The organism is Saccharopolyspora rosea (assembly GCF_025643595.1).
GTDB lineage: Bacteria > Actinomycetota > Actinomycetes > Mycobacteriales > Pseudonocardiaceae > Saccharopolyspora > Saccharopolyspora rosea.
In genome coordinates, this window is the sequence record NZ_CP102826.1 from 647,004 (window position 1) to 662,957 (window position 15,954).

13 protein-coding genes and 1 riboswitch are annotated in these 15,954 nt (G+C 71.8%); of the genes, 11 read left to right on the top strand and 2 right to left on the bottom strand.

The window, feature by feature from the left end:
- Nucleotides 1–33 precede the first annotated feature (33 nt).
- Entirely contained in the window at nt 34–1,380 is a 1,347-nt protein-coding gene (gene lat, locus NV263_RS03230; RefSeq protein WP_263250941.1) for an L-lysine 6-transaminase, read from the top strand.
- A 19-nt stretch (nt 1,381–1,399) separates the two neighbouring features.
- Here the strand turns inward: lat and NV263_RS03235 are convergent, their stop codons facing one another.
- Nucleotides 1,400–2,980, bottom strand: a complete 1,581-nt coding sequence (locus tag NV263_RS03235) for a dolichyl-phosphate-mannose--protein mannosyltransferase (RefSeq protein ID WP_380756739.1) — start codon at nt 2,978–2,980, stop codon at nt 1,400–1,402.
- Nucleotides 2,981–3,053: 73 nt separating this feature from the next.
- Here NV263_RS03235 and rsmI point away from each other — a divergent pair, with 73 nt between their 5' ends.
- The gene (gene rsmI, locus NV263_RS03240) at nt 3,054–3,893 is read left to right on the top strand and encodes a 16S rRNA (cytidine(1402)-2'-O)-methyltransferase (RefSeq protein WP_263250942.1); all 840 of its coding nucleotides are present in this window, start codon (nt 3,054–3,056) and stop codon (nt 3,891–3,893) included.
- A gap of 106 nt (nt 3,894–3,999) precedes the next feature.
- On the opposite strand, the gene NV263_RS03245 is transcribed toward rsmI, so the two are convergent.
- Nucleotides 4,000–5,268, bottom strand: coding sequence for an aminodeoxychorismate synthase component I (locus tag NV263_RS03245; protein WP_263250943.1), 1,269 nt, complete (start codon nt 5,266–5,268; stop codon nt 4,000–4,002).
- A 94-nt stretch (nt 5,269–5,362) separates the two neighbouring features.
- On the opposite strand from NV263_RS03245, the gene NV263_RS03250 reads away from it, so the two are divergent.
- The 9 genes from NV263_RS03250 (at nt 5,363) to NV263_RS03290 (ending at nt 15,947) form a co-directional block, all read left to right on the top strand.
- On the top strand, nt 5,363–6,388 hold the full coding sequence (locus NV263_RS03250; protein WP_263250945.1) for a DUF4185 domain-containing protein: 1,026 nt from the start codon (nt 5,363–5,365) through the stop codon (nt 6,386–6,388).
- Nucleotides 6,389–6,487: 99 nt separating this feature from the next.
- On the top strand, nt 6,488–7,327 hold the full coding sequence (locus tag NV263_RS03255) for a lipase family alpha/beta hydrolase (protein WP_263250947.1): 840 nt from the start codon (nt 6,488–6,490) through the stop codon (nt 7,325–7,327).
- Nucleotides 7,328–7,405: 78 nt separating this feature from the next.
- The gene (gene metG / locus NV263_RS03260; protein ID WP_263250948.1) at nt 7,406–9,199 is read left to right on the top strand and encodes a methionine--tRNA ligase; all 1,794 of its coding nucleotides are present in this window, start codon (nt 7,406–7,408) and stop codon (nt 9,197–9,199) included.
- 98 nt (nt 9,200–9,297) lie between these two features.
- The gene (locus NV263_RS03265) at nt 9,298–10,131 is read left to right on the top strand and encodes a TatD family hydrolase (protein ID WP_263250950.1); all 834 of its coding nucleotides are present in this window, start codon (nt 9,298–9,300) and stop codon (nt 10,129–10,131) included.
- Nucleotides 10,132–10,302: 171 nt separating this feature from the next.
- The gene (locus NV263_RS03270) at nt 10,303–10,662 is read left to right on the top strand and encodes a transglycosylase family protein (protein WP_317630389.1); all 360 of its coding nucleotides are present in this window, start codon (nt 10,303–10,305) and stop codon (nt 10,660–10,662) included.
- A 561-nt stretch (nt 10,663–11,223) separates the two neighbouring features.
- Nucleotides 11,224–12,711: a resuscitation-promoting factor gene (locus tag NV263_RS03275; RefSeq protein ID WP_263250952.1), complete on the top strand. Its 1,488-nt coding sequence runs from the start codon at nt 11,224–11,226 to the stop codon at nt 12,709–12,711.
- A gap of 118 nt (nt 12,712–12,829) precedes the next feature.
- Nucleotides 12,830–13,705 carry a 16S rRNA (adenine(1518)-N(6)/adenine(1519)-N(6))-dimethyltransferase RsmA gene (rsmA, locus tag NV263_RS03280; protein WP_380756747.1) on the top strand — a complete coding sequence of 292 codons (876 nt, stop codon included), beginning with the start codon at nt 12,830–12,832 and terminating at the stop codon, nt 13,703–13,705.
- 219 nt (nt 13,706–13,924) lie between these two features.
- Nucleotides 13,925–14,014: riboswitch (SAM riboswitch) on the top strand.
- A gap of 233 nt (nt 14,015–14,247) precedes the next feature.
- Nucleotides 14,248–15,267, top strand: a complete 1,020-nt coding sequence (locus NV263_RS03285) for a methionine ABC transporter ATP-binding protein (protein WP_263250953.1) — start codon at nt 14,248–14,250, stop codon at nt 15,265–15,267.
- A 65-nt stretch (nt 15,268–15,332) separates the two neighbouring features.
- Entirely contained in the window at nt 15,333–15,947 is a 615-nt protein-coding gene (locus tag NV263_RS03290; protein ID WP_263250955.1) for an ABC transporter permease subunit, read from the top strand.
- Nucleotides 15,948–15,954 lie beyond the last annotated feature (7 nt).

A 15,954-nucleotide genomic window follows, 5' to 3' on the forward strand; every position in this document is an offset into this window, starting at 1 on the left:
CCGACACACCGCCTGCGATGCCGGGAGGCCGACATGACCGCTCAGCAGACCGTCCGAGACGTGGCACCAGCACCGACCTCCGCGGCCGACGCCGTCACGTCGCTGCGCGCGCACGTCACCGGCGACCTCATGGACATCGTCGTGGACCTCGACGCCGGGTCCGGATGCCGCCTGCGCGACCAGCGCGACGGCACCGAGTACCTCGACATGACGATGTTCTTCAGCTCCGCACCGCTCGGTCACGGCCACCCCGGGCTGAGCACGCCCGAGTTCGAGGCCGCGCTGGTCCGGGCCGGGCGGATCAAGCCGTCCAACCCCGACTTCGCCACCGTCGAGCAGGCCCGGTTCGCCGAGACGTTCCGGCGCGTCGTCGGCGACCCCGCGCTGCCGCTGCTGTTCTTCATCGACGGCGGCGCGCTGGCCGTGGAGAACGCGCTGAAGGTCGCCTTCGACTGGAAGACCAAGGTCAACGCCCGCGCGGGCATCGCCGTCCGCGGCAGCCGGGCGATGCACCTGGAGCACGCCTTCCACGGCCGCAGCGGCTACACCATGTCGCTGACCAACACCGATCCCGCGAAGGTCCGCGACTACCCGAAGTTCGACTGGCCGCGCATCCCCAGCCCCGCCGTCGAACCCGGGGAGCGCTGGGAGAGCGCGGAACTGCTGCCCGAGGAGCTCGCCGCCCTGGACGTCGCGCGGGCCGCGTTGCGCCGGTACGGACCGGAGATCGCGTGCTTCGTCTACGAACCGATCCAGGCCGAGGGCGGCGACCGGCACCTGCGGCCCCGGTTCCTGCGGGCCGTGCAGGAACTCTGCCGCGAGCACGACGTGCTCACCGTCGCGGACGAGGTGCAGACCGGGGCGCTGACCGGTCAGGCGTGGGCGCACCAGGCGCTCGGGCTGGAGCCCGACCTGGTGGCCTTCGGCAAGCGCATGCAGGTGTGCGGGGTGATGGGCGGACGTCGGGTGCTGGAGCTGCCGGACAACGCCTTCCGCGAGGCCAGCCGGCTCAGCTCCACCTGGGGCGGTTCGCTGGTCGACATGGTCCGAGCCACCCGCGTCCTGGAGGTCGTCGAGAGCGAGGGCCTGTTCGAGCACAGCCGCCAGATGGGCGAGGTGCTGCTGTCCGAGCTGCGCGATCTGGTCGCCGAGTTCCCGGCGCTGGTCCGCGACGCGCGGGGGCGCGGTCTGATGTGCGCGATCAGCTTCCGCGACCCGGCGATGCGGGACCGCGCGCTGGCCGTCGCCCGCGAACGGCACCGCACGCTGTTCCTGCCGTCCGGCCCCGACTCGCTGCGGTTCCGCCCGCCGCTGTCGGTGCGGCCGGAGGAGATCGTCGACGCCGTCGCCGCGCTGCGCAAGACGCTCGGCGAGCTGTAGCGGGAGCGGGCACCGCCCGTCAGCGCCAGGACGGCAGCCACAACTCGGCCTGCCAGTGCTCCTGCGTGATCGGGTCACCGTTGAGGATCGGCCACAACCACGCGAAGTTGGCCACCACCAGGCCGACGTACAGCGCCACCGCGAGCAGTCCCGTCCGGCGGCGTTCGAAGTGGTCCCGGGCGGTGCCCAACACCTCGCCCAGCACCAGCACGATGCCCAGCACCAGGAACGGCACCAGCGGCGTCGCGTAGAAGTAGTACATCTGCCGCGCCAGGTTCAGAAACCACGGCAGGTAACCCGCGCCGTAGCCGACCAGCACCGCGGCGTAGCGCCAGTCCAGGCTCGCGACCGTGCGCCAGACCGCCCACCCGGCCACCGGCAGCGCCAGCCACCACATCGCCGGGGTGCCGATCAGCATCGTGGCCGACACGCAGTTCGCCCGACCGCAGCCGGGCACCCCGGATTCGTAGTAGTAGAGCATCGGGCGCATGCCCATCGGCCACGCCCACGGCTTCGACTCCCACGGGTGCGGGTTCGCCGGGGTCACCAGGTGTTCGTGGAAGCTGAGCACGTTGAGCTCGTAGTAGAGCATCGAGCGCAGCGCGTCCGGCAGGAAGCCGAACCCCACGTCGTCGGAGACGAGCACGGCGTGCCGGTCGGTGGCCGTCTCGCTGGCGAACCAGCCCGCCCACGTCGCGAAGTACACCAGCAGCGGGATCACCAGCAGCGACCACAGCGCGGGCCCGGTGTCGCGCACCAGCGCCGCCAGCCACGGTCGACGCACCCCGGCCGAGCGGCGGGCCAGGGCGTCCCAGATCACGCTGAGCAGCCCGAACGCGAGGATGTAGTAGACGCCGTTCCACTTGACCCCGCAGGCCAGGCCGATCAGCAGCCCGGCGCCGAACCGCCACCAGCGGAAGCCCAGGCGCGGTCCCCACCGGCTGTCGCCGATGCGGCCCTCCACGCAGACCAGCCACATCCGCTCCCGCACCTGGTCCCGGTCGACCAGCAGGCACGCGAACGCGGCCAGCACGAACATCGCCTGGAAGATGTCGAGCATCCCCACCCGGGACTGCACGTGGCTGAGCCCGTCGCAGATCAGCAGCACCCCGGCCAGCGCGCCGAGCAGCGTCGACCGCGTCATCCGCCGCGCCACCCGGACGATCAGCAGGACCATGATCGTGCCGGACAGGGCCGCCATCACCCGCCAGCCCCACGGGCCGTAGCCGAACAGCCACTCGCCGATCGCGATCAGCTGCTTGCCGACCGGCGGGTGCGCGACGAGTTCGTAGCCCGGGTTGTCCTCGTAGCCGCCGTTGCGCAGCATCTGCCACGCCTGCGGCACGTAGTGCTTCTCGTCGAAGACCGGGGTGCCGTAGTCGGTGGCCAGACCGAGGCTCCAGAACCGCACCAGGCCTGCGACCAGCGTGATCACTGCCGTGACCAACCAGCTGCGCAGCCGGTCGGTGGGCATCGCCACGTCGAGCAGCACGCGCGGATCGTTCTCGCCCGGTCGCCGCGCCGGCGGCTTCCGGCCGACCCGGACCGGCTCCTCGGAATCGGCGGGGCGGCCACCGGGGTGGGGGACGAGGACGCTCACGCCCCGATCGTAGGGGGAGGGGCACCGGCCGGGCCGCACCCCGATCCGGCGGCGGCGAATACGCTGTGGAGTCATGGACCCCGCCCCAGGCACGTTGGTGCTCGCCGCCACTCCGCTCGGTGACGCCCGGGACGCCTCGTCCCGGCTGGTCGACGCGCTCGGATCCGCCGACGTCGTCGCCGCCGAGGACACCCGGCGGGTGCGCGCACTGGCCGCCTCCCTCGGTGTCACCCCGGCCGGGCGGGTCGTCAGCTACTACGAGGCGGTCGAGGCCGCGCGCACCCCGGCGCTGCTCGACGCGCTGCGGGAGGGCCGCACCGTGCTGCTCGTCACCGACGCGGGCATGCCGAGCGTGTCCGACCCCGGGTACCGGCTGGTCACGGCGTGCGTCGCGGAGCACCTGGCGGTGACGTGCCTGCCCGGGCCGTCCGCGGTCACCACCGCGCTCGCGGTGTCCGGACTGCCGTCGGACCGGTTCTGCTTCGAGGGCTTCCCGCCCCGCAAGTCCGGTGAGCGCCGCCGCTGGCTGGGCCGCCTGGTCGCCGAGGAGCGCACGTGCGTGTTCTTCGAGGCGCCGCACCGGCTGGCCGACACCCTGGCGGAAGCGGTGCAGGTCCTCGGCGGTGAGCGTCCCGCCGCGGTGTGCCGGGAACTGACCAAGACCTACGAGGAGGTCCGTCGCGGCACCCTCGCCGAGCTCGCGTCCTGGGCGGCCGGGGGCGTGCGCGGCGAGATCAGCGTGGTGCTCGGCGGTGCCGCGGAGACCTCGACCGACCCGGCGGAGCTGGTGGCCCGCGTGGAGGAACGCGCCGCCGGCGGCCTGCGGCTCAAGGACGCGGTGGCCGAGGTCGCCGAACTCGCCGGAGTCCGCAAGAAGGACCTCTACAACGCCGTCCTGGAAGCGCGGGGCTGAGGAGATCCTTTCTGTGGCGGTGCCAGTGGCGGAACCTCAGCGGCGGTGCCAGTGGCGAGACCGCTCACCGAAAGAGAAAGCGGCTCCCGCCGCTTGCTGACCGGGGTCAGCCCCGCCGGAGCAGCGCCAGCGCCGGGGCGGCCTTGGTGAGGCATTCGCGCCACTCGCGGTCCGGGTCGGAGTCGGCGGTGATGCCGCCGCCGACGCCCAGGTGCAGCAGGCCGTCGGCGTGCTCCAGGGTGCGGATGGCCACGTTGAGCTCCAGACCCGCCACCGGGGAGACCATGCCGACCGCGCCGCAGTAGACCTCCCGGGGCAGCGACTCCAGTTCGGCGATGACCTCCAGCGCCCGCGCCTTCGGCGCTCCGGTCACCGACGCCGGCGGGAACGTCGCGGCCAGCAGTGCCGAGTTCGGCAGGTCCGCGGGCAGTTCCGCGCGCACGTCCGACACCAGGTGCCAGACGCCGGGGTGCGGCTGCACGTCCAGCAGCCGGGGCACCGCCACGCGACCCACCTCGGCGACCCGCCCGAGGTCGTTGCGCGCCATGTCCACGATCATCACGTTCTCCGCGATGTCCTTGGTGGACTCGCGCAGCAGCGCGGCGTTGCCGTCGTCCTGCGGACCGCGGCGCGGCAGCGTTCCCTTGATCGGGCTGGAGCGCGCGGTGCGGCCGTGCCGGGCGAGGAACAGCTCCGGTGACAGCGACGCGACCGCGCCCCACTCGCCGGCCACGTACGCCGCCCGCGCCGGGCGGTACGCGGCGCTGCCCGCCGCGAACACCTCCAGCGGATCACCGCGGAACGGCACCGAGAACCGGCTGCAGATGTTGGCCTGGAAGATCTCCCCGGCCGCGATCTCCTCCACGCACCCGCGCACCGCCTTGCGGTGCCGGTCGGCGTCCGGGGTGCGGACCTCGCCGATCTCCCAGCCCACCGGCTCCTGCTCGCCGCCGGAGACGAGACCGGCCAGCTCCGCGACCAGGTCCGGGTCCGCCTCGCCCAGCGACTCGAACCACCAGCGGCCCGCCGGGTCGCGGCGCAGCACGTGGTCGCTGAAGCCCCACGCCGCCGTCGGGAGCCGCCGCGGCTGCGGGTGGCGCCCCGGATCGGTCAGGCCGTAGCCGAGGTAGCCGAACCAGCCGCCGCCGACCGGACCGGTCGACGCGGCGGGCGGGACGTCGACGGTCGTGAAGGCCCGCTCCGGCGGCGTGGCGGTCACCGCCACCGAGGGGGCGAGCACAGCGGACCCGCCGAACCAGTCACCGGTCAGCGCCGCCGGCGGCGGCAGGCCGCGGCGGCGGGCCCGCGCCGCGAGGCGGCGCAGCACCGACTCGGCGCTCGCGCGGCCGGCGAGGGAACGGGCGAAGACCTCCACGCCGGTCAGTATGACCGCGTTCGCCCAGGCGCCCCTAGCCCCTGGGCGAACGCGGCTGGCCTGCGGAAACGACACCGTTCCGTACGGTGGCGGCATGGTACGAGTCATTGGTGCGACGAGGCTCACGAGGATCACCGGCGAGGACTCCTGCAACCGGACCGCGAGCCGGTTCGGCATCCACGCCACCGACCTGGGCATCCTCTGGGACGACGGTCGCGGCGGCGTGCTCGCCGCGTTCGGCGACACCTACGGCGAGGGCTGGGGCGGCGACGGTGCCGGTCCGCCGCACGCCGACTGGCGCTACAACGTCATCGCCCGCTCCACGAACACCGACCTGGACGCGGGCCTGAAGTTCGACTCGGTGGTCGAGCGCGAGGACGGGATGGCCGGGCAGATCCTGCCCGGCGACCGGACCGGCGCGTCCGAGTCGACCGTGATCCCGACCTCCGGCATCGCCGTCGGGGGCCGCAACTTCCTGCACTACATGTCCGTCCGGCAGTGGGGCACGCCCGGCGTCTGGCACACCAACTACGGCGCGCTGGCGTACTCCGACGACGGCGGGCGCACCTGGACGAAGTCCGACGCGGCGGTGTGGCCGAACCGCCGGCCGGGTCTGCTCGGCCGCGTCCTGCGCCGCGACGAGGGCGACCACCCGTTCCAGATGGTCGGGTTCGCGGGCGTGGTGGACGAGCACGTCTACCTGCTGGGCACCCCGAACGGCCGGTTCGGCTCCGGCCACCTCGCCCGGGTCGGCGCGTCCGACCTGCTGGACCCGGCCGCGTACCGGTACTGGACCGGCGACGGCTGGAGCGACGACCCGTTCGCGGCGGCCCCGGTGCTGCGCGCGCCGGTCGCGGAGCTGTCCGTGCAGTTCAACCGGCACTTCGGCCAGTGGTTCGCGGTGCACCTCGACGAGCACCGCGCGGCGATCGTGCTGCGCACCGCGCCGGAGCTGACCGGCCCGTGGACCGACGGGGAGGTGCTGGTCGCAGGTTCGGAGTACCCGGCCCTGTACGGCGGGTTCCAGCACCCGTGGGCGGCCGACCGCCCCGCGGTGTACTTCACGATGAGCCAGTGGGGGCCGTACAACGTCGACTTCTTCCGCGCCGACCTGGAATGAGGAGCTGGTCCATCCGGATGATCTCGGGGTGAGCGACGTCACCTCCGCATCCCGGCCCCGTTGTGCCCTGGGAACGGCACGACGAGGTGAGGTCGGACGATGCGGATCGCAGGTGTGCTGGCGGCGGCGGTGCTCGCCCTGTGCGCGGTGGCCCAGCCCGCCGCGGCGGCTCCCGCCCAGGAGGTCGGACCGCCCGGGGCCAACGACTGGAACTGCAAGCCCGCACCGCAGCACCCGCGACCGGTCGTGCTGGTGCACGGCCTGAGCGGCGCGGCGGCCACCAACTGGGCCTTCCTGTCCCCGCAGCTGGCGAAGGCGGGCTACTGCGTGTTCGCGCTGACCTACGGCAAGCCACCCGGGTTGCCGCCGATCACGGGCGGGTTCGCGCCGATGGAGCGCAGCGCCCCGGAGCTCGCCGACTTCGTCGACCGGGTGCTCGACGCCACCGGTGCCGGGCAGGTCGACCTGGTCGGCCACTCCGAGGGCACCGTGATGCCGCAGTACTACCTGAAGTTCCTCGGCGGCGCCCCGAAGGTGCACCGCTACGTCGCGCTCACGCCGCTGTACGACGGCACCACCGTGCACAGCACCTCGGAACTGCTGGACCGGCTCGCCGAGGAGGTCCCCGGCCTCGGCGGCATCGCGGACACCGCCTGCGGTTCCTGCCGGGAGTTCTTCCACGGTTCGGACTTCCTGACCAAGCTGAACGCGGGCGGCGCGGCGGTGCCCGGCGTGCGGTACACGACCGTCATGAGCAGGTACGACGAGCTCGTCACGCCGTACACCAGCGGATACCTGCCGGGTGCGACCAACATCGTCCTGCAGGACGTCTGCCCGGCCGACCCCGCCGAGCACGTCGCGGTCGCCTTCGACCCGCACGTCGCCCGCCTCGTGCTCAACGCCCTGGACCCCGACCACCCCGAACCCGTGCGCTGCTGATCGGCGGGCGTGTCGCACTGGTCGCGCTGCGCGACACCGGTTCGAGGTCGCGAGGGCGCGAAACGTAGGCTAAGCACCATGAGTGCCTCTGTGCTGACCGCTGTGGCCTGGCCCTACGCCAACGGTCCGCGGCACATCGGCCACGTCTCCGGCTTCGGTGTGCCCTCGGACGTCTTCTCGCGCTACCAGCGAATGGCGGGCAACGAGGTGCTCATGGTGTCCGGCACCGACGAGCACGGCACCCCGATCTCGGTGCAGGCCGAGAAGGAAGGGCTGACCACCCGGCAGCTCGCGGACAAGTACAACCGGGTGATCACCGAGGACCTGCAGGGCCTCGGCCTGTCCTACGACCTGTTCACCCGCACCACGACCGGCAACCACTACCGGGTGGTGCAGGAGATCTTCCTGGCGCTGCACCGCAACGGCTACATCGTGCCGAAGACGACCACCGGCGCGATCAGCCCGTCCACCGGCCGCACGCTGCCCGACCGCTACATCGAGGGCACCTGCCCGATCTGCGGTTACGACGGCGCGCGCGGTGACCAGTGCGACAACTGCGGCAACCAGCTCGACCCGGCCGACCTGATCAACCCGGTGTCGCGGATCAACGGCGAGAAGCCGGAGTTCGTCGAGACCGAGCACCTGTTCCTGGACCTGCCCGCGTTCACCGAGTCGTTGGGCAAGTGGTTGTCCACCCGCACCGACTGGCGGCCGAACGTCCTGAAGTTCACCCAGAACCTCGTCGAGGACATGCGGCCGCGGCCGATCAGCCGCGACCTGGACTGGGGCGTGCCGATCCCGCTGGACGGCTGGCGCGACCAGCCGATGAAGCGGTTCTACGTCTGGTTCGACGCGGTCATCGGCTACCTGTCGGCCAGCGTCGAGTGGGCGCAGCGGATCGGGCAGCGGGACGCCTGGAAGCAGTGGTGGACCTCGCCGGACGCGCGTTGCTACTACTTCATGGGCAAGGACAACATCACCTTCCACGCCCAGATCTGGCCCGCGCTGCTGATGGGCCACAACGGCCAGGGCGACAAGGGCGGTGAGGTCGGCCCGTTCGGCGAGCTCAACCTGCCGGACGAGATCGTCTCCAGCGAGTTCCTCACCATGAGCGGGTCGAAGTTCTCCACCTCGCGCGGCACGGTGATCTACGTGCGGGACTTCCTGCGCGAGTTCGGCCCGGACACCCTGCGGTACTTCATCTCGGTCGCCGGTCCGGAGAACCAGGACACCGACTTCACCTGGGACGAGTTCGTCCGCCGGGTCAACTTCGAGCTGGCCAACGAGTGGGGCAACCTGGTCAACCGCGCGGTGTCGATGGCCGCGAAGAACAACGGTGCGGTGCCCGCCCCGACCTCGCCCCGGCCCGCCGACGAGGAGCTGAAGTCGTTGGCGCGCAACGCCTTCGACGTGGTCGGCGGACACCTGAGCCGCTCCCGGTTCAAGGCCGCTGCGCAGGAGGCGATGCGCGTCGTCTCGGCGGCGAACAAGTACCTGTCCGACCAGGAGCCGTGGAAGCTCAAGGACGACCCGGACCGCCGCGACGCCGTGCTGCACACCGCGTTGCAGGTCGTCTCCGACGCCAACGCGCTGCTCACCCCGTTCCTGCCGCACTCGGCGCAGAAGGTGCACGAGCTGCTGGGCGGCACCGGGGTCTGGTCGGCGCAGCCGGAGATCCGCGAGGTGTCCGACCTGGACGGATCCGGCGCCGAATACCCGGTGCTGATGGGCGACTACGCCGCCGAGCAGGCGAAGTGGGCCTCGACCGAGATCGAGATCGGCCGACCGCTGAGCAAGCCGACGCCGCTGTTCGCCAAGCTCGACCCGAAGCTCGGGGAGACCGGGCCCGAGTGGGCCCCGATCCAGGACTGAGTTCGCGCGGCCCCGGGCCGTGCGGGGCCGTGCCGGTAGCGCCCCGCACCCGGGGCCGACGTGCGGCTGACGCCGGTCTGCGAAAGGAACCCTCGGCGATGAGCAAGCGCGACAGGAAGCGGGAACTGCCGCCGGTGCCGGAGGCCCTCCCGGCCCCGGCGGTCGACGCGCACACCCACCTGGACGCCTGCGGCGCCAAGACGGCCGACGAGGTGCGCGCGGTCGTCGACCGGGCGCAGTCGGCCGGTGTCGGCCGGGTGGTGACGGTCGCCGACGACATCGCCTCCGCGGAGTGGGCCGTCGAAGCGTCCACCTGGGACGATCGGGTGTTCGCGGCGGTGGCGCTGCACCCGACGCGCACCGCGGACTTCGGCGACGCCGACCGCGGGGTGCTGGAACGGCTGGTCGACCACCCGCGAGTGGTCGCGGTCGGCGAGACCGGCCTGGACTACTACTGGGACTACTCGCCGCCGGAACCCCAGCAGGAGGCGTTCCGGTGGCACATCGACCTCGCCAAGCGGTCCGGCAAGCCGCTGATGATCCACGACCGCGAGGCGCACGAGGACATCCTGCGCATCCTCGACGAGGAGGGCGCCCCGGAGACCGTGGTGTTCCACTGCTTCTCCGGGGACGGCGAGTTCGCCCGCCGCTGCGTCGACGCCGGGTACGTGCTGTCGTTCGCCGGAACCGCGACCTTCCGCAACGCCCGGGGCGTGCGCGAGGCGGTGGCGCTGGTCCCGGTGGAGCAGCTGCTCGTGGAGACCGACGCGCCGTTCCTGACCCCGCACCCGTACCGCGGTCAGCCGAACGAACCGTACTGCGTCAACTACACCCTTCGAGGAATCGCGGAACTCCGCGGAATGAGTCTGGAAGAACTCGTCGTGGCCACCACGACCACGGCCGAGCGGACTTTCGGGTTCGATCAGGCGTAACCCCATCCAGCGCTCGGTCACCGGCCGTCTTGTGATATCGGACGTCGTCCGGCGGCGAGTTTGCGCCTCCGGCAGCCGTCCCTACGGTCCACTGTGGAAGCCGGGATGGGGGACACCGGCGCCCACCGCGCGGGATCTCCCTGCCCGGAGCAACGACAGTCAGGACCGTCCATGCGACGACGTTGTTCCGCGCACGCGGTGGTGGTGGCGGTGGCGTTCCTCGGTGGCGCGCCCGCGGCGGCGGCGACGCCGGAACCCGGGCCCATCGCCCCGGAGGCCGCGGCGATGTGGGACCGGCTCGCCGGGTGCGAGTCCGGTGGCGACTGGTCCGCCGACACCGGCAACGGCTTCTACGGCGGACTGCAGTTCAACCTCGGCACCTGGCGGGCCCAGGGCGGGGACCGGTTCGCCGACCTGCCGAACCAGGCCACGCGCGACGAGCAGATCCACGTGGCGGAGGCGCTGCGCGACGCCCGCGGCGGCTTCGGGGCGTGGCCCGCGTGCGCGGAGAAGCTCGGGTTGCCGCTCTGATCAACTCTCCCCGGTGTACCCGGGCCACCCCTCCGGGGGACGTGGATTCCGGTCCGTGCGCGCGCCGCGCGAGCCGGGCGGTGCCGCGTCGACGCGGTCTGAACTGTGCGTTGCCACCTGGTGTGATATGTCACTGGACTGGTTGGCCGGGTTGTTAACGCGGCCGGAACGGTACCCCTGAACGGGGTAACTCCACGAGTTCTCCGCTACTGATCGTGATGAGTTGCCCGGCAATCCGGCGTAACCCAGATCACATCCACTTTCGGGGTCCTTGGCCCGCCCCGCTTGATCACGCTAGAGTCTCGGCCTCGTAACCGATGACAAGCCAGTCATGGGGAACACCCGCTAGTCGCCGCCGGTGTACGTCGGGGAAGCGGGTCCGGGGCAACGAGGCCGCGGACCGGCTAGGACGGCGCTTGGCTACGGGAGTCGGATACGGACACGAAGCACGAAGGTCACGTGCACGCGAGGAGTTGGGGGAGCAGCCGATGAGTTCGCACGGCAACTCCCGCGCTCGACATACCGCGCGCACGACTTCCGCCTTCGGGAGGTAACGACCCTGTGAACGAACGCGGTGAGCCCGGCAATCCCGGTGCCACGGGCACCGGCTACTGGGCTGATTCCTTCGACTCAGCAACGGACTGGTTCACCCCGGTGCAGGACGACCAGCACACGGCGGTCGGGCTGTTGGAGCGCCCGGAGCCCCAGGGCTACCCGGCCGCGGACCACCCGAGCCTGCCGCCGGGCGCGCTGGAGATCACGCCGGAGGACATCTACGAGGCGCTCGGCCCCGATGCCGAGGACATGCTCTCGACCGCCGAGGTCGACGTAGACGAGGTCATCCGGCTGCTGAACGCCGAGACCGTGGTCCTGCCGCCGCTGGAGCTCCCGGAGGGCTTCGAGGCGGAGACCGAGACCGAGGGCGAACCGTCGCCCGAGATGGTCGAGGCGATCGCCACCTGGAAGCGGCGCTTCGTCAAGGGCGCCGTGGCCGGTGTGCTGCTCACGCTGACCGGGACCGGTAGCGCCGCGGCCGCGATGGACAAGTCCGTCACGGTCGACGTCGACGGGCAAGAGCACACCATCAACACCTACGACTCCACCGTCGGCGACGTGCTCGCCGACGAGGGCATCCAGGTCGGGCCGCATGACGCGCTGAGCCCGTCGCCGCAGGCCAAGATCCACCACGGCGACACCATCACCCTCGACCGCGGTCGGCTGCTCAAGCTCAACGTCGACGGCCAGCACCGCGAGGAGTGGGTCCGCTCGGTCACCGTCGACCAGGCGCTGCGCCAGCTCGGTGTGAACACCGACGGCGCGTGGCTGTCCGCCGACCGCGGGATGGCCGTGCCCGAGAACGGCATGGACCTGGTCGTCAACACGGCCAAGCACATCACCGTCTTCGACGGCGGCCAGCCGGCCCGGCAGCTGACCACGACCGCGGTCACCATCGACGACCTGGTCAAGGAGCAGAAGCTCAACCTCGGGCCGGAGGACCACGTCACCCCCGGTGGTGACCAGAAGATCACCAACGGCGCCGAGGTGCACATCGACCGCACCACGAGCTCGGTGATCAACGTGACCGTGCCGGTCGACCCGCCGGTGCAGCAGATCGTCGACAACACGATGTTCAAGGGCGAGGAGCGCGTCCAGTCGCCCGGCACGCCCGGGGAGAAGATCGTGTTCACCCGCGTCACCTCCCGCAACGGTGACGAGGTCGGCCGCGAGTCGATCGGTGAGAAGATCACCAAGCAGGCCACGCCCAAGATCGTCATCGTCGGTGGGAAGCAGCCGCCGAACAGCGGGGTCTGGGACAAGCTGGTCCAGTGCGAGGCCGGTGGCAACTGGGCGATGAACAGCGGCAACGGCTACTACGGCGGGCTGCAGTTCGACAAGTCGACCTGGGACGCCTTCGGCGGCGACCAGTACGCGCAGTACCCCCACCAGGCCAGCCGCGAGCAGCAGATCTCGATCGCCGAGAAGGTCCGGGACTCCCGCGGTGGCGGGTACGGCGCCTGGCCGTCCTGCTCGTCCAAGCTCGGCCTGTAACCGGCCGCCCGGCGGACCCGTTGCGCGCGCGGGGTTTTCCCGCGCCGCAGCGGGACGGCGCACGACGTGGAACTGACCGAGGGGCCGTGCTCGCACGGCCCCTCGCGTCGGTGGTGCGGTGCGCGCGGGTACGTTCTTCGACGTGGACGACCAGCAGGCGACGCTGCTCGGCCCGGCCGACGTGCGTCGGCTGGCCGGCGAACTCGGCATCCGGCCGACGAAGAAGCTCGGCCAGAACTTCGTGCACGACGCCAACACGGTGCGCCGCATCGTGTCCGCGGCGTCGATCCGGCCGGAGGACGTCGTGCTGGAGGTCGGCCCGGGGCTGGGCTCGCTGACGCTCGCGCTGCTGCCGGTCGCCGGTGCGGTCACCGCCGTCGAGATCGACCCGGTGCTCGCCGGTCGGTTGCCGCGCACCGCCGCCGAATACGCCCCGGCGTTCGCCGACCGGCTGCGGGTGGTCGAGGCGGACGCGCTGCGGGTGCGCGCGGACGACTTCGCCGCCGCCCCGACCGCCCTGGTCGCGAATCTCCCGTACAACGTGGCGGTTCCGGTCGTGCTGCACCTGCTGGCCGAACTGCCGACGCTGCGGCACGGGCTGGTGATGGTGCAGTCCGAGGTAGCCGAGCGGATGGCCGCGGAGCCGGGCAACCGCGTCTACGGCGTGCCGAGCGTCAAGGCGGCCTGGTTCGCCGACGTGCGGCGCGCGGGTCCGGTGCCGCGCAACGTGTTCTGGCCGGTGCCCAATGTGGACTCCGGACTGGTCGCCTTCGAGCGCGTCGAACCGCCGTCCACCGCCCCGCGCCGGGAGGTCTTCCGCGTGGTGGACGCGGCGTTCGCGCAGCGGCGGAAGACGTTGCGGGGCGCGCTGTCCGGGTGGGCCGGGTCGGCGGCTCGCGCCGAGGAGGTGCTGCGCGCCGCGGGCATCGACCCGACCGCGCGCGGCGAGCAGCTGCGCATCGCGGACTTCGCACGCATCGTCGAGGTCGCTTAGCACATTTGGCGCGTTTCCGCCAGTCCTCTGGGGTATTTCACTCCTTCACTCGTTGAGCGGTGTGATTGTGGGAGCAATCTTGCTACAGCGAGTCACCGCGAACGTCCGTCTCGGGAAGAAAATTCCCGCTCGTCCGAGCGTGTGATCTAACGGACGATTTCGGAAAGTGACCGATATCAACTTGCGTCCGAAACGGCCAGTGGGTTCTACTATTCGGGAAATCCATCCCGAGCGGCCGAGAGACCTGGCTCAGTGACGCCGCAGCAACCACCCCTCGGGGGCAGGTGCTAACGCCAGGAGCGATGGAGCTGTGGTGACCAAATCGCTGTTAGCCAGCCCGCTTGCGGCCCCGACGAGCACCCGACCGGCGCGAGCCCGGCGCACTCACATCAGGAGGCTGCTGACGCAGCGGCGCGTCATCGACCACGGGCGGCGCACCACGACCGCCTGTCGCCGCGGCGTGTGACCTCAGCCCTCACCTGTTCCCCTGCGTGACCGAGCGCCCTCGTCGGCGCGTCGCGCGAGCTGATGTGGAGCCGATCGTGATCACAGTCGAGAACCTCACCAAGTCCTTCCCGAACGGTGGCGGAACCCTGCGCGCCCTCGACGGCGTGTCGATGGAGGTGCCTGCCGGGGCCGTGTGCGGCGTCGTCGGCCCCAGCGGTGCCGGCAAGTCCACGCTCGCCCGGTGCGTCGCGCTGCTGGAGAAGCCGGACAGCGGCGCCATCCGCGTGGACGGCACCGACCTGCTCTCCCTGGACGGCAAGGCGCTGCGCGCCGCGCGGCGGCAGATCGGCGTTGTGCCGCAAGGGGATTCGCTGCTGCGGCAGCGCACCGCCGCGGGGAACGTCGCGCTTCCGCTGGAAGCGGCCGGAGTTTCCGCCCCGCAGCGGCGCGCCCGCGTCGCGGAACTGCTCGACCTGGTCGGCTTGACCGACAAGTCGTCGGTCTACCCCGACCAGCTCTCCGGTGGGCAGCGCCAGCGGATCGCGATCGCCCGCGCGCTGGCCGCCGAGCCGTCGGTGCTGCTCGCCGACGAGCCGACCTCGGCGCTGGACCCGACCACCACCGACTCGGTGCTGACCGTGCTCGACCGCGCCCGCTCCGAACTGGGCGTCACGGTCCTGGTCGTCACGCACGACATGGCGGTGGTGCGGCGGATCGCCGACGACGTCGCGGTGCTGGAGCAGGGCCGGGTGGTCGAGCACGGCAAGGTGCTCGACCTGGTCGCCGACCCCGCCAGCCGGATCGGCACCACGCTGCTGCCCGAAACCGACCAGGCCGAACCGCTGCGGCCGACCGGCGGTGACCACGACGTGGTCGCCGAGGTCGTGCTGGTCGGCTTCGCCGCGGTCGGCGCGCTGCTGCCGGAGGCGTCCAGCCGGTTCGGCGTCGAGCTGGCCATCCTCGGTGGCGGGCTGACCCGGCTCGGCGACACGCCGGTCGCGAAGTTCCGGGTCGGGCTCAGCGGCGAGCGTTCCGAGGCGGCGCTGAAGTGGATGATCGAGCGGGATGCGCATGTGCGTCGTGCCCCGGTGTGTGTTGACGGAGCTGCTGCGTGAGTGATGTGACCCCCTGGTCGGAGGTCCTGCAACTTCTTGGTGGAGCAACTGGCGAAACCCTCTACATGGTCGGTGTGTCGACCCTGCTGGCGGTCCTCGGCGGACTGCCGCTCGGGGTGCTGCTGCACCTGACCTCGCCGGTCGGGCTGAACCCGCGACCGGTGCTGTACCGGGTGCTCGGCGTCGTCGTCGACGTCGTGCGCTCGGTGCCGTTCGTGGTGCTGCTGGTGATCCTCGCCTCGTTCACCCGGCTGCTGATCGGCACGTCGATCGGCAGCACCGCGGTGATCGTGCCGCTGACCATCGGCGCGGTGCCGTTCTTCGCGCGGTTGACGCAGAACGCGCTGCGCGAGGTCAGCTTCACCGTGGTGGAGGCGGCGATCACCACCGGCTCCAGCCGGTTGCGGATCGTGTGGACGGTGCTGCTCGGGGAGGCCCGAGCCGCCCTGGTCGGCGCGGTCGGGGTGACCGCGGTCGCGCTGATCGGCTACGCCGCGATGGCCGGCGCGATCGGCGGCGGCGGGCTGGGCACCACCGCGATCCAGGACGGTTACCAGGGCTACGACGACCGGATCCTGTGGGGCTCGGTGGTGGTGCTGGGGGTGTTGGCCTTCGCGCTGCAGCTGATCACCGACCTCGCGGCGAAACTCGTCGACCGGCGTCGTACCGCCAACGGCTGAACTTCGG

What these genes read in the sequence shown, in the direction of transcription:
- NV263_RS03250 (WP_263250945.1), top strand. Translation starts at nt 5,363, where the DNA reads ATGGTACGAGTCATTGGTGCGACGAGGCTCACGAGGATCACCGGCGAG.
- lat (WP_263250941.1), top strand. Translation starts at nt 34, where the DNA reads ATGACCGCTCAGCAGACCGTCCGAGACGTGGCACCAGCACCGACCTCC.
- metG (WP_263250948.1), top strand. Translation starts at nt 7,406, where the DNA reads ATGAGTGCCTCTGTGCTGACCGCTGTGGCCTGGCCCTACGCCAACGGT.
- NV263_RS03265 (WP_263250950.1), top strand. Translation starts at nt 9,298, where the DNA reads ATGAGCAAGCGCGACAGGAAGCGGGAACTGCCGCCGGTGCCGGAGGCC.
- NV263_RS03270 (WP_317630389.1), top strand. Translation starts at nt 10,303, where the DNA reads ATGCGACGACGTTGTTCCGCGCACGCGGTGGTGGTGGCGGTGGCGTTC.
- NV263_RS03255 (WP_263250947.1), top strand. Translation starts at nt 6,488, where the DNA reads ATGCGGATCGCAGGTGTGCTGGCGGCGGCGGTGCTCGCCCTGTGCGCG.
- rsmI (WP_263250942.1), top strand. Translation starts at nt 3,054, where the DNA reads ATGGACCCCGCCCCAGGCACGTTGGTGCTCGCCGCCACTCCGCTCGGT.
- NV263_RS03290 (WP_263250955.1), top strand. Translation starts at nt 15,333, where the DNA reads ATGGTCGGTGTGTCGACCCTGCTGGCGGTCCTCGGCGGACTGCCGCTC.